General features: G+C 65.1%; 21 protein-coding genes. 11 read left to right on the plus strand and 10 right to left on the minus strand.

The features are described from left to right. Nucleotides 1-113: 113 nt before the first annotated feature. The gene (locus tag IRZ56_RS15760; protein WP_196145777.1) at nt 114-1304 is read right to left on the minus strand and encodes a benzoate/H(+) symporter BenE family transporter; all 1191 of its coding nucleotides are present in this window, start codon (nt 1302-1304) and stop codon (nt 114-116) included. Nucleotides 1305-1448: 144 nt separating this feature from the next. Between IRZ56_RS15760 and IRZ56_RS15765 the strand changes: the two genes are divergently transcribed. Next, on the plus strand, nt 1449-2051 hold the full coding sequence (locus IRZ56_RS15765) for a glutathione S-transferase family protein (protein WP_196145778.1): 603 nt from the start codon (nt 1449-1451) through the stop codon (nt 2049-2051). Nucleotides 2052-2237: 186 nt separating this feature from the next. Here IRZ56_RS15765 and IRZ56_RS15770 read toward each other — a convergent pair whose 3' ends face one another. The 5 genes from IRZ56_RS15770 to IRZ56_RS15790 form a co-directional block, all read right to left on the minus strand. Then, complete coding sequence (locus IRZ56_RS15770; protein ID WP_084854949.1) at nt 2238-2609, minus strand: glutaredoxin family protein; 372 nt, start codon at nt 2607-2609, stop codon at nt 2238-2240. A gap of 62 nt (nt 2610-2671) precedes the next feature. After that, entirely contained in the window at nt 2672-3217 is a 546-nt protein-coding gene (folE, locus tag IRZ56_RS15775; protein ID WP_196145779.1) for a GTP cyclohydrolase I FolE, read from the minus strand. A 70-nt stretch (nt 3218-3287) separates the two neighbouring features. Next, complete coding sequence (locus IRZ56_RS15780) at nt 3288-3848, minus strand: Smr/MutS family protein (RefSeq protein WP_196145780.1); 561 nt, start codon at nt 3846-3848, stop codon at nt 3288-3290. Between the two features lie 199 nt (nt 3849-4047). Next, nucleotides 4048-4368 (minus strand): hypothetical protein, encoded by a 321-nt coding sequence (locus IRZ56_RS15785; protein ID WP_084854952.1) that lies wholly within the window; start codon nt 4366-4368, stop codon nt 4048-4050. Between the two features lie 58 nt (nt 4369-4426). After that, complete coding sequence (locus tag IRZ56_RS15790) at nt 4427-5017, minus strand: cysteine hydrolase family protein (protein ID WP_196145781.1); 591 nt, start codon at nt 5015-5017, stop codon at nt 4427-4429. A gap of 178 nt (nt 5018-5195) precedes the next feature. On the opposite strand from IRZ56_RS15790, the gene prmB reads away from it, so the two are divergent. After that, nucleotides 5196-6104, plus strand: a complete 909-nt coding sequence (gene prmB, locus IRZ56_RS15795; protein WP_196145782.1) for a 50S ribosomal protein L3 N(5)-glutamine methyltransferase — start codon at nt 5196-5198, stop codon at nt 6102-6104. Nucleotides 6105-6193: 89 nt separating this feature from the next. Here prmB and IRZ56_RS15800 read toward each other — a convergent pair whose 3' ends face one another. Further along, a complete protein-coding gene (locus IRZ56_RS15800; RefSeq protein ID WP_196145783.1) occupies nt 6194-6982 on the minus strand; it encodes a hypothetical protein in 789 nt (262 codons plus the stop codon). Nucleotides 6983-7183: 201 nt separating this feature from the next. Beyond that, nucleotides 7184-8146 carry an alpha/beta hydrolase gene (locus tag IRZ56_RS15805; protein WP_196145784.1) on the minus strand — a complete coding sequence of 321 codons (963 nt, stop codon included), beginning with the start codon at nt 8144-8146 and terminating at the stop codon, nt 7184-7186. A gap of 231 nt (nt 8147-8377) precedes the next feature. Between IRZ56_RS15805 and aroC the strand changes: the two genes are divergently transcribed. The 3 genes from aroC (at nt 8378) to IRZ56_RS15820 (ending at nt 11292) form a co-directional block, all read left to right on the plus strand. Further along, nucleotides 8378-9469 (plus strand): chorismate synthase, encoded by a 1092-nt coding sequence (aroC, locus tag IRZ56_RS15810; RefSeq protein ID WP_196145785.1) that lies wholly within the window; start codon nt 8378-8380, stop codon nt 9467-9469. Between the two features lie 132 nt (nt 9470-9601). Beyond that, a complete protein-coding gene (locus IRZ56_RS15815; RefSeq protein WP_196145786.1) occupies nt 9602-10756 on the plus strand; it encodes an MFS transporter in 1155 nt (384 codons plus the stop codon). After that, the gene (locus IRZ56_RS15820; RefSeq protein WP_196145787.1) at nt 10756-11292 is read left to right on the plus strand and encodes an oxidase; all 537 of its coding nucleotides are present in this window, start codon (nt 10756-10758) and stop codon (nt 11290-11292) included. Before IRZ56_RS15815 ends, IRZ56_RS15820 begins: the two co-directional genes overlap by 1 nt. A gap of 81 nt (nt 11293-11373) precedes the next feature. On the opposite strand, the gene IRZ56_RS15825 is transcribed toward IRZ56_RS15820, so the two are convergent. Further along, nucleotides 11374-11646 (minus strand): DUF3509 domain-containing protein, encoded by a 273-nt coding sequence (locus tag IRZ56_RS15825; protein ID WP_196145788.1) that lies wholly within the window; start codon nt 11644-11646, stop codon nt 11374-11376. A gap of 273 nt (nt 11647-11919) precedes the next feature. Here IRZ56_RS15825 and IRZ56_RS15830 point away from each other — a divergent pair, with 273 nt between their 5' ends. Together IRZ56_RS15830 and IRZ56_RS15835 are read left to right on the plus strand one after the other, a co-directional pair. Continuing rightward, entirely contained in the window at nt 11920-12441 is a 522-nt protein-coding gene (locus IRZ56_RS15830) for an ankyrin repeat domain-containing protein (RefSeq protein ID WP_196145789.1), read from the plus strand. Between the two features lie 59 nt (nt 12442-12500). After that, nucleotides 12501-13031, plus strand: coding sequence for a hypothetical protein (locus IRZ56_RS15835; protein WP_196145790.1), 531 nt, complete (start codon nt 12501-12503; stop codon nt 13029-13031). A 284-nt stretch (nt 13032-13315) separates the two neighbouring features. On the opposite strand, the gene IRZ56_RS15840 is transcribed toward IRZ56_RS15835, so the two are convergent. Next, the gene (locus IRZ56_RS15840) at nt 13316-14254 is read right to left on the minus strand and encodes a ZIP family metal transporter (protein ID WP_196145791.1); all 939 of its coding nucleotides are present in this window, start codon (nt 14252-14254) and stop codon (nt 13316-13318) included. A 129-nt stretch (nt 14255-14383) separates the two neighbouring features. On the opposite strand from IRZ56_RS15840, the gene IRZ56_RS15845 reads away from it, so the two are divergent. The 4 genes from IRZ56_RS15845 (at nt 14384) to IRZ56_RS15860 (ending at nt 17906) form a co-directional block, all read left to right on the plus strand. Beyond that, nucleotides 14384-14575: a PLDc N-terminal domain-containing protein gene (locus IRZ56_RS15845; RefSeq protein ID WP_084854964.1), complete on the plus strand. Its 192-nt coding sequence runs from the start codon at nt 14384-14386 to the stop codon at nt 14573-14575. Nucleotides 14576-14867: 292 nt separating this feature from the next. After that, nucleotides 14868-16946, plus strand: coding sequence for an LTA synthase family protein (locus tag IRZ56_RS15850; RefSeq protein WP_196145792.1), 2079 nt, complete (start codon nt 14868-14870; stop codon nt 16944-16946). Between the two features lie 211 nt (nt 16947-17157). Further along, entirely contained in the window at nt 17158-17394 is a 237-nt protein-coding gene (locus IRZ56_RS15855; RefSeq protein WP_196145793.1) for a hypothetical protein, read from the plus strand. Nucleotides 17395-17573: 179 nt separating this feature from the next. Next, on the plus strand, nt 17574-17906 hold the full coding sequence (locus tag IRZ56_RS15860; RefSeq protein WP_196145794.1) for a ribonuclease E inhibitor RraB: 333 nt from the start codon (nt 17574-17576) through the stop codon (nt 17904-17906). Nucleotides 17907-17909 lie beyond the last annotated feature (3 nt).

Here is a 17909-nt window from a genome sequence, read left to right on the forward strand (position 1 = left end):
GGCCCTATCGCCGGCAAGCCGGCTCCCACAGGATACTCACCGCTCTTAGGACCCGTGGAGTACCTGTGGGAGCCGGCTTGCCGGCTATAGGGCCGGTACAGGCACCGCTCGGCTCAGGCCTTGCGCGGGCTCAGTATCAGCAAGGTCAACACCCCCGCCACAATCCCCCAGAACGCCGACCCGATGGAAAACAGCGTGAACCCCGAGGCCGTGACCATGAAGGTGATCAACGCCGCCTCCCGCTCGCGCACCTCGCCCATGGCCACGCTCAACCCGTTCATGATCGAACCGAACAACGCCAGCGCGGCGATCGACAGCACCAGCTCCTTGGGCAAGGCCGCAAACAGCGCCGCCAACGTGGCCCCGAACACCCCGGCGATGCCGTAGAAGATTCCGCACCACACCGCCGCGGTGTAGCGCTTGCTCGGGTCTTCATGGGCATGCGGCCCGGTGCAGATCGCCGCGCTGATCGCCGCCAGGTTGATGCCGTGGGAGCCGAACGGCGCCAGCAGCAGCGAGGCCAGGCCGGTGGCCGAGATCAACGGCGAGGCTGGCACCTGGTAGCCGTCGGCGCGCAGCACGGCGACGCCGGGCATGTTCTGCGAGGTCATGGCCACCACGAACAACGGGATACCGATGCTGATGGTTGCCGCCAGCGAGAAGCTCGGGGTGGTCCACACAGGCTTGGCCACCTCCAGCTGGAAGCCGCTGAAGTCCAGCAGGCCCAGGGCGCCGGACAGCGCCGTGCCCACCAGCAATGCGGCCAGCACGCAATAGCGCGGCGACAGGCGCTTGACCACCAGGTAGCTGAAGAACATGCCCAGCACCAGCACGGTACGGTGCTGGGCGGCGACGAAGATCTCGCTACCGATCTTGAACAGGATACCGGCCAGCAAGGCCGAGGCCAGCGACGCCGGGATACGCCGCACCAGGCGTTCGAAGCTGCCGGTCAGGCCGCAGATCAGCACCAGCACCGCGCAGGTGATGTACGCGCCGATAGCCTCGCCATAGCTCACCCCGCCCAGGCTGGTGATCAGCAGTGCCGCGCCTGGGGTCGACCAGGCAATGGTCACTGGCGTGCGGTAGCGCAGCGACAAGCCGATGCTGCACACCGCCATGCCGATCGACAGGGCCCAGATCCACGAGGAGATCTGCGCATTGGTCAAGCCCGCAGCCTGGCCGGCCTGGAACATCAGCACCAAGGAACTGGTATAGCCGGTGAGCATGGCGATGAAGCCGGCGACGATCGCCGACGGGGAACTGTCTGCCAGGGGGCGCAACGGCGCGGAGGTGGCATCGGTCATGGGAAAGTCCTTGTAAACGTGTAAGCAGTTTTTTCAGCGTACCGTGACCCGGCGCAATGCTTGCAATACAGCAACCATTGCATTTAGCCGTACAGTCGCCAACTATTGGGCACGATTGCGCAACTGCACGAGAGGGAAGGGGTGATGTACAAGGTTTATGGGGATTACCAGTCGGGCAACTGCTACAAGATCAAGCTGATGCTGCACCTGCTGGATCGCCCTTACACATGGCATCCGGTGGATATTCTCAAGGGTGAGACCGAGACGCCCGAGTTTCTGGCCATGAACCCCAACGGCAAGGTACCGGTGCTGCAGCTCGAGGATGGCACCTGCCTGTGGGAATCAAACGCCATCCTCAACTACCTGGCCGACGGCAGCGAGTTCCTGCCCAGCGAACCGCGCCTGCGCACCCAGGTGCTGCAGTGGCAGTTCTTCGAGCAGTACAGCCATGAGCCGTACATCGCCGTGGCGCGTTTCATCCAGTTCTACCTGGGCTTGCCGGACGATCGCGTGGAGGAGTACCGCAAGCTGCACAAGGGCGGCTACAAGGCGCTCAAGGTGATGGAGAAGCAACTGCAGATGACGCCGTACCTGGTGGGGGACCAGTATTCGATCGCCGATGTGGCGTTGTACGCCTACACCCACGTGGCCCAGCAGGGCGGGTTCGACCTGGCCGAGTACCCGGCGGTGCGGGCCTGGCTGGCGCGGGTGGCGAGCCATCCGCGGCATGTGCCGATGCTCGATTGACCCAGGCACTTCGTTACCTGCACCGGCCCAATCGCCGGCAAGCCGGCTCCCACACTTCGCAGGCCGGCTCCTACATCTGGCCTGCTCCGAAGAAGTTGGACAAAAAATCCAACCCTTGGGGAGCAGTCCACATCTGTGGGAGCCGGCTTGCCGGCGATTGGGCCGGTGTAGGCCTTCGCAGGCTGGTCAGATCGCCGAGAACCGCTTGTCCAGGTAGGCGATGATGTCCTTGGACTCGTACATCCAGGTCACCTTGCCCGCTTCTTCGATCCGCAGGCACGGCACCTTCACCCGGCCGCCGCCCTCGAGCAGGGCTTGGCGGTGCACCGGGTCGTTCTTCGCATCGCGCAATTGCACCGGCACATTCAGGCGGTGCAGGGTGCGACGGGTCTTGACGCAAAACGGGCAGGCATGGAACTGGTACAGCGCGAGGCCCTTGGCCTCCTGCTCGACACGCGCCTGGGCCGCGGCGTCGCGCTTGCGCTTGGCCGGGCGGCTGATCCAGTCGCCGAACACGATGAGCTGGCCGAGGCCGACCCGCAAGGCTTTGACGATCATGGGCAACTCCTGAAGACATGAAAAAGCCGACCCCCAAGGGTCGGCTCGCAATCATCGGCCGATCACTTGATCAGGCTGAGGAACTCGCTGCGGGTCGCTGCATTGCTGCGGAATGCGCCGAGCATCACCGAGGTAATCATGGTCGAGTTCTGTTTTTCCACACCGCGCATCATCATGCACATGTGCTTGGCCTCGATCACCACGGCCACGCCGGCGGCGCCGGTGACTTTTTCAACGGCCTCGGCGATCTGGCGGCTGAGGTTTTCCTGAATCTGCAGGCGGCGGGCATACATGTCGACGATGCGGGCGACCTTCGACAGGCCCAGCACCTTGCCCTGGGGCAGGTAGGCCACGTGGGCCTTGCCGATGAACGGCAGCATGTGGTGTTCGCACATCGAATACAGCTCGATGTCCCGGACCAGCACCATCTCGCTGTTGTCGGAGGTGAACAGCGCGCCGTTGGTGACTTCTTCCAGGGTTTGTTCATAACCGCGGCAAAGGTACTTCATGGCCTTTGCGGCCCGCTTGGGCGTATCGAGCAGCCCTTCGCGGGAGACGTCCTCGCCGAGCTGGCTGAGGATCTCGGTGTAGTTCTGTTCCAGGGACATGGATCTACCTGTGGGGATTAATCGCAAAGACGAAGGGTACGGCGGCCAGGGCCATGCTGCAAGCGCGGCGTCACTCGTCGCGGCCTTCGAGCATGGTCCGCTTGAGCATCACGTACACCGCACCCGTGCCGCCGTGGCGGGCCTGGCAGGAGGCGAAGCCGAGCACTTGCGGGTGCTGGCGCAGCCAGGTGTTGACGTGGCTCTTGATCATCGGGCGCTTGCCGTCCAGGCGCGCGGCCTTGCCGTGGGTGACGCGCACGCAGCGCACTTCGAGCTTGGTGGCTTCGGCGATGAAGTCCCAGAGGGTCTCGCGAGCCCGCTCCACGGTCATGCCGTGCAGGTCGAGGCTGCCCTCGAACGGGATCTGGCCCAGCTTGAGCTTGCGGATCTGGCTTTCCTGCACGCCGTCGCGACGCCACATCAGCTCGTCTTCGGCGCCGACGTCGATGACGAACTGGTCGGACAAGCCGTCGATCACCAGGGGCTGGTCGCTGCGCACCGTCGCGGCCTGGCGCAGGCCGGCCAACTGCTTGCGGTCAGCCTTGGGCTTGCCGACATCGGCGCGGTCGTGCTTGATCGGTTTCACGCCGCGGATCTCGGCCTGGAACAGGGAAAAGTCGTCGTCTTGCATGCTGCCTCCACGTGGGCGGCGTAGTTTACGCGAACGCCCCTTGGGCGTCAGTACCGCCCCCGCATGTAGGAGCGGCCTTGTGCCGCGAAAGGGCTGCGAAGCGGCCCCTGGTCTGGGTCATGGCACAAAGTGTTGGGGCCGCTGCGCGCCCCTTTCGCGGCACAAGGCCGCTCCTACAGGGGCGTCGCTGATCATGGCGTCAGTCGTGCTTCTTCATCAGATGCGGCGCCAGGTTCAGCCCGTGCCCACGGCGCAGGCGGATACGGCTGCGGCGCCAGAAGCGCACGCCCAGGTACAGCAACACCAGCCCCCCGACCGTGAGGGTCACGGCCAGGGGGCGGTTGGCGTTGAGTTCGGCCAGGGCATCGTAGTTGCCCAACAGGCCGGCAATGCCGGCCATGGCCAAAAGGATGCCCAGGGTCGCCACCAGGGCGGACAGGCCGGCCGCCAGGCGCGCACCCCAGTTGCGCGGTTCGCGCTGGCGCAGGCGCTTGGCGTCGAAACTGCCTTTGAGCTTCATTCCGATGTCCTCTGTGGGTATCCGGAATTCGACCTGGGGTCGGCCCTTGGGTTCCGCCTCAGATCAGGCTGGCGGTCGGGGCGACGCAGGCGAAGTTGTCGGCCATCACGGCCATTTCGCACTGGTGGATCTGCGCGGCCGGGATGACCGTGTCCTTGAAGGCCAGATCGCGGGTGGTGGAGGCATCCTCGACCAGGGTGCAACGATAACCATAGTCCTTGGCGCGGCGCACGGTGGTGCTGACGCTGGAGTGGCTCATGAAGCCGCAGACGATCAGGTCCAAGTGGCCCAGCTCCTGCAGCGTCTCGTGCAGCTTGGTGTTCTTGAACGCGTTGGGCATGCGCTTTTCGATGATGATCTCGCCTTCGCGCGGCTCCAGGCCCGGGATGAACTCGCCACGGGCGCCCTGGGGGTCGAACAGGCCGCCAACGGTGCCCAGGTGGCGGACGTGGATGATCGGACGGCCGGCTTTGCGTGCGGCGTCGAGCAACCGGGCGATGTTGGCCACGGCCTCGTCCATGCCCGAGAGCGCCAGGGGACCGCTGAGGTACTCCTTTTGCGCATCGATGATGATCAGGCTGGCTTGGCCCAGCTTGGCCGGCGGGTAGTCGCGGCCGCTGAGGCGGAACATCGTGGTTGGAACGGACATCAAGGGCTCCTTGGGTAGGGCTTTTGTATACCTATTCTCCCCTGCAACGGCGACAATGTGAATGGTTGACATTGCAAGCGGCATGGTTACTGGCTTCTGGCTACCGGCGGGGGATTCGGGGGGAACATTTGTGGCGGTGGGCTGTTAGACTTTTGTCCTGTCTGAAAAGGAGTCCCCCGTGATCACATCCCGTCTGCGCACCCTGCGCGACCATATCCGCTGGGCGGTCAGCCGCTTCCATGAGCACGAGTTGTTCTTCGGCCACGGTGCCGACAACGCCTGGGACGAAGCCCGCCTGCTGGTGCTGGGTGCCGTGCACTTGCCGTGGGAAGTGGCCGACAGCTACCTGGATTGCCAGTTGGAAGATGACGAGCGGGTGCGCCTGCAGCATCTGCTCAAGCGCCGTATCGAAGACCGCGTACCGACCGCCTACCTGCTGGGCGAGGCGTGGTTCTGCGGTATGTCGTTTCTGGTCGACGAGCGCGTGCTGGTGCCCCGTTCGCCGATTGGCGAGCTGCTCGAGAAGCGCTTGGAACCCTGGCTTGCGGCTGAACCTGCGCGCATCCTCGACCTGTGCACCGGCTCCGGGTGCATCGGCATCGTCGCCGCTGACGTGTTCCCCGACGCCGAGGTGGTGCTGGCCGACCTGTCCTTCGAGGCGCTGGAGGTGGCCAACCAGAACATCGAACGCCATGGCCTGGAAGAGCGGGTCTACACCGTGCAGGGCGACGGCTTCGCCGGGCTGCCGGGGCAGCGTTTCGACCTGATCCTGTCCAACCCGCCGTACGTCGATGCCGAAGATTTCGCCGACATGCCGGCCGAGTACCACCACGAACCCGAGCTGGGCCTGGCCTGCGGCAACGACGGCCTGGACCTGGTGCGGCGCATGCTCGCCGAAGCGGCCGAGCACCTGACCGAGAAGGGCTTGTTGATCGTCGAAGTGGGCAACAGCCAGGTGCATGTCGAGGCGCTGTACCCTGAGGTGGACTTCGCCTGGCTGGAATTCGAGCGCGGCGGGCACGGCGTGTTCATGCTGACGGCCGAGCAGTGCCGGCAGCATCGGGAGCTGTTCCGTTCCAGGGTTTGATCAAGCGCGCGCCTACAGCGGCGCGCAACCCCCTGTAGGAGCGGCCTTGCGCCGCGAAAGGGCCGCAACGCGGCCCCTTGGCCAAACGCTCACCGTGTGGCAATCCAGATCAACAACCCGGCCTGGAACACCGCAAACGCCACCAGGCAGGTAATGGTAAAGCGCAACCCGCTGTCCTCGCGCCGGTACTTGGCCACCCGCTCATCGCGTTCGCGCAGTTGCGCTTCCTTTTCCAGCAGCTGCTGTTCGGCCTGCTGCAGCATGCCCGCGGCCTCGATAATGTCGACGCGCTGTACCTTCTCGCCGTTCCAGCCGCCCTTGAGCTGGCCCACCGGGGTTTCCACGGTCCGGGCCTTGAGCAGTTGCCCGTCGGCGTATTCCACGTCCAGGCCCACGCCGCGCAGCACGTGATCACGGCGCAGGCGGCTGTCTTCGTTGAGGGCGTCCTTGCTCGGCAGGCTCATGCCTTCCACCTGGTAATGCGACCAGCGCCGCTGCAGCCATTGCACCGCCTGGCCGAGCAAAAAGCGGCCCAGGCCGCGGTTCAGCGGCTCGAGCTGCAGCCCGCTGTCGCCGCCGATGCGCACCAGGCGCTGCTCGTGGTCGACACGGACGTCCAGGTGGTTTTGCTCCTTGCGCACCTTTTGCCCTGGCAAGCGGATTACCAGGCGCAACAGGCTGTGTTCCTTGCTGTGGCGTTCGGCATGGCCAAATTCGACGAAGCGCAGAGGCCGGGCGCCGCTGGTGCGCTCGGTAGGCAAGGGCGCCAGGCGTAGCAGCTGGAAGTGTTCGGGGGCCAGGTCTTCCCACGGCAGCGGGGCGCTTTCCGGGGCGTGTGGCTCTTCGTCCGCCTCAACGGCAGCGGGGGCGTCGGTCATCAGGGGTATCCTCGAATGCACGGCGGGCGCGTTGGCGTACAGGGGCTGCGGTGCAGCCCAATCGCGGGCAAGGCCGCTCCCACAACCAGCCCCTGTGGGAGCGGGCTTGCCCGCGATTGGGCCGCAAAGCGGCCCCTGTACACCGATTACCGCCTCGATAACTCCCGTTATCGGCAGCGAAAACAACTTCCTGAGCCCGATCTATTCCCGTGCCACCTGACGAACGAATGCGACGATCCGCTCCCCCAGCTCCCGGGCCAGCGGCAGCTCCGGGTTGCGGTAGCTGTCGCGTTGCTGGCTCATTCCCCGCGGGCTTATGCGCAGCATGTGGTTCATGCCCTCGATCAGCACCAGCTGCGCATCGGGCTTGGCCGCCTTCAGGCGCTCGGCGTCGGCCACGTCCACCTGCACGTCGTTGCGGCCCTGGAGGATCAGTGCCGGCATCGGCAGGCGGGCAAAGGCCGCCGCCGGGTCCTGGCGCAACAGCGAGATCAGGTACGGCTGCACGCTAGGGCGGAACACCTCGCGCAGCGGGGCGGGCACGTCGAGGGTGGTCTGCCCGGCCTGCAGGCGGTCGATCACCGCATTGCCCCGTGCCAGCTGCGCAGGTGGCAGGCGCTGGGCCAGTTGTTCGCGCAGCACATCCGCCACCGGCCGGCCGCTGCCGGCCACGGTGATCACCGCACTGGCTCCGGCCTGTTCGGCAGCCAGGCTGGCGATCAGTGCGCCTTCGCTGTGCCCGAGCAGGATCAATGGGCCGAAGCGCGGGTCGGCCTTGAGCTTGCGCCCCCAGGCCACGACGTCGGCCACGTAGCGCTCGACGCTGAGGTCGCGCTCGTCCGGGGTGGCCGGTTGGCTGGCGGCCACCCCGCGCTTGTCGAAGCGCACGCTGGCGATGTGCTCACCGGCCAACAGCAGGGCCAGGCGCCTGAGGTTGTCCAGGCGGCCGCTGGCGGGGTTGTTGCCGTTGCGGTCGGTGGGCCCGGAGCCGGCGATGATCAGCACCACCGGGGGCGGGGTGTCTTCCTGGGGCAGCAACAGGCTGCCATGCAGTACGCCTTGGCCGGTGTCCAGGTCGATGGGGCGTTGTAGAACGGTAGGGGCGGCGGCCTGGGCGAGGCTGGCGCACAGCAGCAAGAGCAGGGCGGCGAAGCGCAACATCATTGGGCTACTACTTGGAGGGATGTCGGTTGGACCGGGGGGGCGGTGGAAGGTTCGGCAAGTGGGTTCCAAGCCACCGGCCGAATCGCCGGCAAGCCGGCTCCCACCGCGACCGTGCAGGCTGAATGTGGGAGCCGGCTTGCCGGCGATTGGGCCAGTACAGGCAACCTATCCGTTGGAGATTTCCGTATACTGCCCGCCTCCTTCAAATTCAGGCAGATTCGCGGAGCGTCCATGTCCGGCAATACCTACGGCAAGCTGTTCACTGTCACCACCGCTGGCGAAAGCCACGGCCCGGCGTTGGTCGCCATTGTCGATGGGTGCCCGCCAGGCCTGGAAATCACCCTGGCCGACCTGCAGCATGACCTCGACCGGCGCAAGCCGGGTACCAGCCGGCACACCACCCAGCGCCAGGAAGCGGACGAAGTGGAAATCCTCTCGGGCGTGTTCGAGGGCCGCACCACCGGCTGCTCGATCGGCCTGTTGATCCGCAACACCGACCAGAAGTCCAAGGACTACTCGGCGATCAAGGACCTGTTCCGCCCGGCCCACGCCGACTACACCTACCATCACAAATACGGCATCCGCGACTACCGCGGCGGCGGCCGCAGCTCGGCCCGCGAGACCGCTATGCGCGTGGCCGCCGGCGCCATCGCCAAGAAATACCTGGCCACCCAGGGTATCCGCGTGCGCGGCTACATGAGCCAGCTGGGCCCGATCGAAATTCCGTTCAAGACCTGGGACTCGGTGGAGCACAACGCCTTCTTCAGCCCCGACCCGGACAAGGTGCCAGAGCTGGAGGCCTACATGGACCAGCTGCGCCGTGACCAGGATTCGGTCGGCGCCAAAATCACCGTGGTCGCCGAAGGCGTGATGCCGGGCCTGGGTGAGCCGATCTTCGACCGCCTGGACGCCGAGCTTGCCCATGCGCTGATGAGCATCAACGCGGTCAAGGGCGTGGAAATCGGCGCGGGCTTCGCCAGTGTCGCCCAACGTGGCAGCGAGCACCGTGACGAGCTGACCCCGGAAGGCTTCCTCAGCAACAACGCCGGCGGCATCCTCGGCGGTATTTCCTCTGGCCAGCCGATCGTCGCCCACCTGGCGCTCAAACCGACCTCCAGCATCACCACGCCAGGCCGTTCCATCGACGTCGATGGCAACCCGGTGGAGGTGATCACCAAGGGCCGTCACGACCCATGCGTGGGCATCCGCGCCACGCCTATCGCCGAGGCAATGATGGCCATCGTGCTGATGGACCACCTGCTGCGTCATCGGGCGCAGAATGCTGAAGTGAAGGTGAACACCCCGGTGCTGGGCCAACTCTGAGAACGGAGTTCTCCAGTCAGGTACAGGGTGCCTGAACCGGCCCAATCGCGGGGCAAGCCCGCTCCCACGAGAGCTACGGAGCGGGCTTGCCCCGCGATTGGGCCGCAACAGGCACCTCACAAGGCCCCAACCATGCCTCCGATTCCATACTGGCGCCTGTCCAGCTTCTATCTCTTCTACTTCGCCTTGCTCGGCTCCACCGCCCCGTTCCTGGCGCTGTACTTCGACCACTTGGGCTTCTCCCCGGCACGCATCGGCGAGCTGGTGGCCATTCCCATGCTGATGCGCTGCATCGCCCCCAACCTGTGGGGCTGGCTGGGTGACCGTAGCGGTCAGCGCCTGCTCATCGTGCGCCTGGGCGCGCTGTCGACCCTGGCGACCTTCTCGCTGATCTTCGTCGACAAGAGCTACGCCTGGCTGGCACTGGTGATGGCCCTGCATGCCTTCTTCTGGCATGCGGTGCTGCCCCAGTTCGAAGTGATCACCCTGGCCCACCTGCACGGCCAGACCGCCCGCTACAGCCAGGTGCGCCTGTGGGGCTCGATCGGTTTCATCCTCACCGTGGTCGGCCTGGGCCGGCTGTTCGAGTGGCTGAGCCTGGACATCTATCCGGTGGCGCTGGTGGCGATCATGGCCGGTATCTTTCTCGCCAGCCTCTGGGTGCCCAATGCCCAGCCGGTGGAACACGCCGAGCGTAAGGGGGCAGGGGGCTTTTTGCGCCAGCTGAAGGCGCCGGGCGTGCTGGCGTTCTATGCCTGCGTGGCGCTGATGCAGCTCAGCCACGGCCCTTACTACACCTTCCTGACCTTGCACCTGGAGCACCTTGGCTATACCCGCGGTGCCATCGGCCTGTTATGGGCGCTGGGGGTGGTCGCTGAAGTGCTGGTGTTCATGGCCATGAGCCGGATCTTCGCCCGCATCAGCGTGCGCCGCGTGCTGCTGGCCAGCTTCCTCTTGGCGGCGCTGCGCTGGTTGCTGCTGGGCAGCCTGGCGGACATCCCGGCGGTGCTGGTCGTGGCCCAGGTGCTGCACGCGGCCACCTTCGGTTGCTTCCATGCCGCGTCCATCGCCTTCGTCCAGGGCAGCTTCGGCGCGCGCCAGCAAGGGCAGGGCCAGGCGCTGTACGCGGCTTTGTCCGGCACCGGCGGGGCCTTGGGCGCGGTCTATGCGGGCTACAGCTGGAAACTGCTGGGCCCAGCCTTCACCTTTGGTATGGCCAGCATCGCAGCCTTGGCCGCAGCCGTTATCATTGTCCTTTGTTCGAAAGAAACCAGGAACAGCCTCTGATGAGCATTCTCAGCGTTTTCCACACATCCAGCCCCGAGGTGCCGAACAAGGTGCTGACCCACCATGACGATATCGCCGCGACCCTGGTCGAGCAGGGCGTGCGATTCGTTCGGTGGCCCCATGAGCTGCGCATTCGCCCAGGCACCAGCCGTGACGAAGTGCTGGCAGAGGGCCGTGGTTTGCTCGACGCGCTGATGACCGAGCATGGCAGCGTGGCCTTCAGCCTGCTCGATCGCGATGGCCAGGCCCCGGCCGAGGCCGACCTGCGGGATGAGCATGTGCACGAGGCGGAAGAAGTGTTCGCGGTCATCACCGGGCGCGCGCAAATCAGCTTGCGGCTGGGTGAGTGGGTGTATGCGGTGGTGTGCGAGAAAGGCGATGTGCTGGTGGTGCCGGCCGGCACCCGTCGTTGGTTCGACCTGGGCGACAACCCATTCTGCCTGGCCTTGCGCCTGTTCGGCAGCGAGCAGGGTATGCAGCCGCGCTTTACCGGTGATGCCTCGGCCCGTGGGTTTGCCGGGATGAGCGAGTTCTAAGGCCAATCGCCGGCAAGCCGGCACCCACAAAACCTTATGCCATTGTGGGAGCCGGCTTGCCGGCGATTGGGCGTTTCGTGCTTACCGATAGGTCGGCAAGGCAAAGCGCTGCTGGCTCTGCAGCATCGAGATCACCGGCAACTCACTGGCCTGTTCGGCCAGGTCACGGCGAATGGCGCTAATCGCCCAGGACAGCTGCTCCGCGCTGTGCAACTGCGCATACGACAGCACCCGGCGGGTGACCTTGCCGTCGGCGGCACGCAGGGTCAGCTGGATACCGCCATCGGGACGCGGCCGGGTTTCGACTTTGTAGGCGGAGAAGACCGAGGCGAATTTTTCCTGGATGAGGTCCATATCTCAACTCCTGACTGTTGTGTTTGCAGACTCTGGAGTTGAAGGTTGCAGCGACCGTGCCAGCCGCTTGCTGATCTATATTTCCTTTAAAATCAAAGAGTTGAAAATACATGGCACTGAGGCGACCGTGCATTGTGCAAGGTCGTGCATTTTGCACAGTGCATTTTGCAAGGTTCATAGGGTTTGCCTCTGGCCCCTATAGATTCTGAACCTTTGACCACCTGGCACTGCCTGACAAACACTTGGGCTCTCGACTATGCCAGGAGGTTCCCGATGTCCGACCAACAACCCATCGCCATGACCGACGACGAAACCGCCGCGTTCGCCGAAGAAGTCTTCGAACGCGCCCGCCGGGGCGATGCCCAGATGCTCGGGCGCCTGCTGCAAAGCGGCCTGCCGGCCAACTTGCGCAACCACAAGGGGGACACCCTGCTGATGCTCGCCAGCTACCACGGTCATCATGAGGCGGTGCAGGTACTGCTGGCCCATGGCGCCGACCCGCTGATCGCCAACGACAACGGCCAGCTGCCCATTGCCGGCGCTGCGTTCAAGGGCGACCTGGCGATGATCCGCCTGATGCTCGAACACGGTGTGCCGGTGGATGCTGCTGCCGAGGACGGGCGTACCGCGCTGATGCTGGCGGCCATGTTCAACCGCGTCGAGATCCTCGACTTCCTGCTGGCCCAGGGCGCCGACCCAGCTCGCCAGGATGCCCGTGGCGCCACCGCCCTGACCGCCGCCCAGACCATGGGCGCCGCCGACACCGCCGCACGCTTGCAGGCGCTGGCCGGCTAACCCTCCGGGGGCATTTGCGGCTATCCTTGGCGACTTTTTCGCAAGCCGCAGGCCCCCTCATGAAAAACCAGTTGATCGAATTCATCAGCCTCATCGGCGCCGGCTGCATGCGCGAACAAGACATCGAGCGCATCGCCGACGAAGCCGCCCAGGCTTATGCCGACCCGGCCGCCTTCCTCGCCGTCAACCCGGACATCAACTATGACGACACCTTCCCCATTCCCCTGGGCGAATGGGTGGTGCTCGGCAGTTTGCCCGATACCGTGCTGTTCCAGGCCGACAGCTACCAGGAGCTGTTCGAGCGCATCACCGACTCGTTCGACAAGAGCGTGCCGTTCACCCTCAAGCCCAAGCAGCTGGCGCGTACCGAGGCGCTGACCGCGCTCAATCGCATCCAGGTGCAGATGGGCGCCCTGAACAAGGAAGCGGGGGGCTACGTGCTGCTCAATTTCAGCCAGTTGCTCGATGACGAGCTGCAGATGGTGATGGTCGGTCAGAACGACCTGGCGCGGGTGCTGGAGCTGGGGGCGGTGCTGGGTATCAAGGTGGAGCCGGCGCTGGAGGCGTTGCGGGTGGCGGTGCACGTCTGAGTCAAGGGGCGGCTGTACCGGCCCAATCGCCGGCAAGCCAGCTCCCATAGAACAACGCATAACTATTTGATTTTGCGGGCCTTGTGGGAGCGGGCTTGTCCCGCGATTGGGCCGGGCCGGATATCACCGTCGCCTGGCAAGGGCTTCGCCCTTAATCGCGGGACAAGCCCCCACAGCCGCTTGTTCTCTGCGCGACAGCGCAGCCCGAAGGGCTGGGTAATCTCCCGCAGTGCTCCGGTGGGAGCCGGCTTGCCGGCGATTGGGCCGGTCTGTTCAACCTATTGTCACCCCAACGCGGTATCGAGAAACATCATCACCCCGAACCCGCCCATCAGCCCCAGGGTCGCCGCTGTCTGATGCCCATTGCGGTGGGTTTCGGGAATCACCTCGTGGGACACCACGAAGATCATCGCCCCGGCTGCCAACCCCATGCTCACCGGGTAGGCGAGGGCGAAGCCGGTGGAAATACCCAGGCCGATCACCGCGCCCAGTGGCTCCATCAGGCCCGAGCCGATCGCCACCAGCGCCGCCTTCAGGTTGGAAAGCCCGGTGGCACGCAGCGCCAGGGCGACGGCCAAGCCCTCGGGAATGTCCTGGATAGCGATGGCGCTGGTCAACGGCAGGCCGATGTTCATGTCGCCGTTGGCGAAGCTCACGCCGATGGCCATGCCTTCGGGCAGGTTGTGCAGGGTAATGGCCAGCACGAACAGCCAGACCCGGCTGATCCGTTCCGCTTCCGGGCCGCAAGGGCCGGTGCTTTCATGCTCATGGGGCGTGAAGCGGTCCAGGCCCAGCATCAGCAACACCCCCAGGCCCATGCCCAGCACCACGGTAAAGGCCGCGGCCGGGCCATTGCCGGTGATTTCCCGGGCGGCATCCAGGCCAGGCAGAATCAGCGAGAAGGAGCTGGCCGCGAGCATCATGCCGGCGGCAAACCCCAGCATCACATCCTGGCTACGCGCGCTGACGTCGCGCAGCACCACGGCCAATACCGCGCCCAGGGCGGTGGCGCCGAACCCGGAAAGGCCACCCAGCACGGCCAGGTGCAGGTTGTCGGCATGGTCGCCTTCGATGGCATTCCACACACTGGCCGAAAGCAGGGCAAGCACCGTCAGCAGGCTCAGGCCCAGGCCGGCGCTGAGCCACGGGGTGGTGATGGCTTGTTGGCGCCAGGCGCTGAGGAATGAAACAGGGGCGCTGCTGGGTGACTGGGCGAGTGGCATACGAACCTCGTGGCGAAATCTGTTGGGGGCAGTCTACCCAGTGACCGAAGGGACCGGCCAAGGATTCCCTTCTATCGATGCAATAGCCGGCTATGCTTGGCGGCAATCACCTTTGGCAGGAGCATGTACATGGGGTCTACATTCAATGGCCTGGTCGGGCTGATCATTCTGGCGCTGGATATCTGGGCCATTCTGCATGTGCTCAAGAGCGGCGCCGAGGTCGGCATCAAGATCCTCTGGGTGTTGCTGATCGCCTTGCTGCCGGTGATCGGGCTGATCATCTGGGCCATCGCCGGGCCGCGGGGCAACCTGCGGTTCTGATAGCAGATGCTGGCAACCGTGCGCACTGGCTGTTCTGGCCCTATCGCTGGCAGCCAGCTCCCGCAGGTACCCGGTTCCGCGCCGCCCGTGTAGGCGCCGGCTTGCCGGCGATAGGGCCGGAACAGGCCGCACACAACCGCCTCGTGACAAAATTTTCACACTGGATTATCGAAAATCCGCGCCGCACAATGCTGCGTTGGCCCAATTGCCGTGCTTTTGATGGCCGGGCCCTTCAGGTAGCAGAGCGTCTTCGCCTTTTTCGCAAACCCGCAATCCTAGGATCCCCCCATTCATGGCTAACACGGATGCCTTGAAGCAACGGGCCGTGCCGACTTCGTTCGCGCCGACCCTCAAATCGCACCTCGCCTACACGTTGCTCAGCGCCCTGGTGATCATGCTGATGCTCAGCCTGGTCCGCCTGGCGCTGCTGGTTTACAACAGCGACATGGTCGGCGACACGCCGTATGCCACCGTCGCCGAAGGCTTCCTCAACGGCCTGCGCTTCGACCTGCGCGTGGTGGTGTACATCAGCATCCCGCTGCTGCTGGCGCTGCTCAGCCCCTGGGCCATGGCCCGGCGCGGCTTCTTCCGCCTGTGGCTGACCCTGGCCTCGAGCCTGGTGATGTTCCTCGGCCTGATGGAACTGGACTTCTACCGCGAGTTCCACCAGCGCCTGAACGGCCTGGTGTTCCAGTACATCAAGGAAGACCCCAAGACCGTCATGAGCATGCTCTGGTACGGCTTCCCGGTGGTGCGCTACCTGCTGGCCTGGCTGTTCGGCACCTGGCTGCTGAGCCTGCTGTTCAAGGGCATCGACCGCCTGACCCGCGGCACCGGCAGCACCGCTGCAGCCGCTGCCCCGCGCAGCGTCGCGCCCTGGTACCAGCGCGTGGCGGTGTTCATGGTGATCCTCCTGGTGGCCGTGGTCGCCGCCCGTGGCACCCTGCGCCAGGGCCCGCCGATGCGTTGGGGCGACGCCTTCACCACCGACTCCAACTTCGTCAACCAGCTCGGCCTGAACGGCACCTTGACCCTGATCGACGCCGCCAAGAGCCGCTTTGGCGAAGACCGCGCCAATATCTGGAAGCCCGTGCTCGAGCAGGGCGTGGCCACCCAGAGCGTGCGCGACCTGCTGCTGACCCCCAACGACACCCTGGTCGACGCCGACGAAGCGGCCATCCGCCGCGACTTCGTGCCGCCGGCCGACCGCACCCTGGCGGTCAAGAACGTGGTGGTGATCCTCATGGAGAGCTTCGCCGGCCATTCGGTGGGCGCCCTGGGCAGCCCCAACAACATCACCCCGTACTTCGACAAGCTGGCCAAGGAGGGTCTGCTGTTCGACCGCTTCTTCTCCAACGGCACCCATACTCACCAGGGCATGTTCGCCACCATGGCCTGCTTCCCCAACCTGCCGGGCTTCGAATACCTGATGCAAACCCCGGAAGGCGGCCACAAGCTGTCCGGCCTGCCGGCGCTGCTCAGCGGCCGTGACTACGACGACGTGTACGTCTACAACGGCGATTTCGCCTGGGACAACCAGTCCGGGTTCTTCGGCAACCAGGGCATGACCACCTTCATCGGCCGTAACGACTTCGTCAACCCGGTGTTCTCCGACCCGACCTGGGGTGTGTCCGACCAGGACATGTTCGACCGCGGCAACGAAGAGTTGGCCAAGCACGACGGCAAGAAGCCGATCTATGCCTTGCTGCAGACACTGTCCAACCACACGCCGTACGCGCTGCCCAAAGACCTGCCGGTGGAGAAGGTGACCGGCCAGGGCCGTCTGGACGAGCACCTGACCGCCATGCGCTACTCCGACTGGGCCCTGGGCCAGTTCTTCGAGAAGGCGCGCAAGGAGCCGTACTTCAAGGACACCCTGTTCGTGATCGTTGGCGACCACGGCTTCGGCAACCACCAGCAGGTCACCGAGCTGGACCTGGGCCGCTTCAACGTGCCGTTGCTGCTGATCGCCCCGGGTATCCAGGAGAAGTTCGGAGCGGTCAATCACACCGTGGGTACCCAGGTCGACATCGTGCCGACCATCATGGGCCGCCTGGGTGGCCAGACCCGTCACCAGTGCTGGGGCCGCGACCTGCTCAACCTGCCTGAGGGCGACCAGGGCGTGGGCATCATCAAGCCGTCGGGCAGCGAGCAGATCGTCGGGATCGTGCAGGGCGATCGCATCTTGATCGAGTCCAAGGACATGACGCCACGCCTGTATCGCTACCAGCTGGGCCGCGAGTTCAAGGCCGAGCTGATCGAGAGCCCGGAGCAGCCTGCGTTGCTGAAGAACCTGGAGGCCTATATCCAGACGGCGACCAAGAGCCTGCTGGACAATACCGCTGGTGTGGTTCACGGCACACCGAAGTAAGCGCAAGCGGGCCGCAGTGCGGCCCGATCGCGGGGCAACCCGCTCCCACAGGGTGGTGCGCACCGCTTCTGTGGGAGCCGGCTTGCCGGCGATTGGGCCGCCGGTACCGCCAACCATCCCCGCCATCCTCTCCTGACTGAACAAATCCCCAGGCCCACGGTCAAGGTTACAGGCAGCACATCCTGGTTTCTTTGATTGAGAGGGCGATTCAATGAAAGAGTGGGAAGTCACCTTCGTCGACCAGAACGGCGTACAGAACTCACTGCTGTACAACGGCGAGCAATGCCCCAGCGACGAGGAGGCCGCACGGCTGATCCGTTCGCACCTGTTCCCGGTGATCGATGAGCTGGACCTGAACGACTTCCAGGACCGCAGTCCTTCCCCCACGGTACGCTGGCTCAAGGAACAGAGTGGCGTATCCATCACCCGCATCAGCCCATTGCCCTGAGCGGCTGCGCTGGCGCCGGTGGCCAGCAGGCACTACGCTCAGAAGGCCTGGGTCTTTTCTGCGGACCCTGGTCGGTTTCATTCGCGTCTCGCATCAGCTCGATCTGCCCGGTACCTCTTGGTGCCAGCAGGTGCGTTGTGCACGGAAAGTCTATCCATTGCATTGCAGGAGGACGTTTCATGAGCAGCCAGAACGACGATATCAGCAGCAGTGTCCTTCGCCAGATGAAAGATGGCGGTTTCGATTTCACCCGTATCCACCCAATCGAGTTCTACGCCGTGTTCCCCGACGAGGCGGCCGCCCGGCGCGCGGCTCGGCAATTTCGCGGAGAGTCCGTCAGTGCCCAGGTCTGCGAGTTGGACGACGGTGCCTGGTACCTGGAGCTGAGCAAGGTGATGTACGCCACCTACCGAGGAATCGGCGCCTTCGAAGAGGCGTTCGAGCAGCTGGTCTCGCCGTTTGGCGGTGAGGTGGAAGGCTGGGGCGTCAAGCAGGAACGCCCGGTGGCTTGATTC

Source organism: Pseudomonas guariconensis (assembly GCF_015680235.1).
GTDB classification, from domain to species: domain Bacteria; phylum Pseudomonadota; class Gammaproteobacteria; order Pseudomonadales; family Pseudomonadaceae; genus Aquipseudomonas; species Aquipseudomonas guariconensis_A.

What these genes read in the sequence shown, in the direction of transcription:
- IRZ56_RS15825 (WP_196145788.1), bottom strand. Translation starts at nt 11,646, where the DNA reads ATGGACCTCATCCAGGAAAAATTCGCCTCGGTCTTCTCCGCCTACAAA.
- IRZ56_RS15770 (WP_084854949.1), bottom strand. Translation starts at nt 2,609, where the DNA reads ATGATCGTCAAAGCCTTGCGGGTCGGCCTCGGCCAGCTCATCGTGTTC.
- IRZ56_RS15840 (WP_196145791.1), bottom strand. Translation starts at nt 14,254, where the DNA reads ATGCCACTCGCCCAGTCACCCAGCAGCGCCCCTGTTTCATTCCTCAGC.
- IRZ56_RS15850 (WP_196145792.1), top strand. Translation starts at nt 14,868, where the DNA reads ATGGCTAACACGGATGCCTTGAAGCAACGGGCCGTGCCGACTTCGTTC.
- IRZ56_RS15835 (WP_196145790.1), top strand. Translation starts at nt 12,501, where the DNA reads ATGAAAAACCAGTTGATCGAATTCATCAGCCTCATCGGCGCCGGCTGC.
- IRZ56_RS15820 (WP_196145787.1), top strand. Translation starts at nt 10,756, where the DNA reads ATGAGCATTCTCAGCGTTTTCCACACATCCAGCCCCGAGGTGCCGAAC.
- folE (WP_196145779.1), bottom strand. Translation starts at nt 3,217, where the DNA reads ATGTCCCTGGAACAGAACTACACCGAGATCCTCAGCCAGCTCGGCGAG.
- IRZ56_RS15785 (WP_084854952.1), bottom strand. Translation starts at nt 4,368, where the DNA reads ATGAAGCTCAAAGGCAGTTTCGACGCCAAGCGCCTGCGCCAGCGCGAA.
- IRZ56_RS15790 (WP_196145781.1), bottom strand. Translation starts at nt 5,017, where the DNA reads ATGTCCGTTCCAACCACGATGTTCCGCCTCAGCGGCCGCGACTACCCG.
- aroC (WP_196145785.1), top strand. Translation starts at nt 8,378, where the DNA reads ATGTCCGGCAATACCTACGGCAAGCTGTTCACTGTCACCACCGCTGGC.
- IRZ56_RS15860 (WP_196145794.1), top strand. Translation starts at nt 17,574, where the DNA reads ATGAGCAGCCAGAACGACGATATCAGCAGCAGTGTCCTTCGCCAGATG.
- IRZ56_RS15830 (WP_196145789.1), top strand. Translation starts at nt 11,920, where the DNA reads ATGTCCGACCAACAACCCATCGCCATGACCGACGACGAAACCGCCGCG.
- IRZ56_RS15765 (WP_196145778.1), top strand. Translation starts at nt 1,449, where the DNA reads ATGTACAAGGTTTATGGGGATTACCAGTCGGGCAACTGCTACAAGATC.
- IRZ56_RS15855 (WP_196145793.1), top strand. Translation starts at nt 17,158, where the DNA reads ATGAAAGAGTGGGAAGTCACCTTCGTCGACCAGAACGGCGTACAGAAC.
- IRZ56_RS15800 (WP_196145783.1), bottom strand. Translation starts at nt 6,982, where the DNA reads ATGACCGACGCCCCCGCTGCCGTTGAGGCGGACGAAGAGCCACACGCC.
- IRZ56_RS15760 (WP_196145777.1), bottom strand. Translation starts at nt 1,304, where the DNA reads ATGACCGATGCCACCTCCGCGCCGTTGCGCCCCCTGGCAGACAGTTCC.
- IRZ56_RS15805 (WP_196145784.1), bottom strand. Translation starts at nt 8,146, where the DNA reads ATGATGTTGCGCTTCGCCGCCCTGCTCTTGCTGCTGTGCGCCAGCCTC.
- IRZ56_RS15845 (WP_084854964.1), top strand. Translation starts at nt 14,384, where the DNA reads ATGGGGTCTACATTCAATGGCCTGGTCGGGCTGATCATTCTGGCGCTG.
- IRZ56_RS15780 (WP_196145780.1), bottom strand. Translation starts at nt 3,848, where the DNA reads ATGCAAGACGACGACTTTTCCCTGTTCCAGGCCGAGATCCGCGGCGTG.
- IRZ56_RS15815 (WP_196145786.1), top strand. Translation starts at nt 9,602, where the DNA reads ATGCCTCCGATTCCATACTGGCGCCTGTCCAGCTTCTATCTCTTCTAC.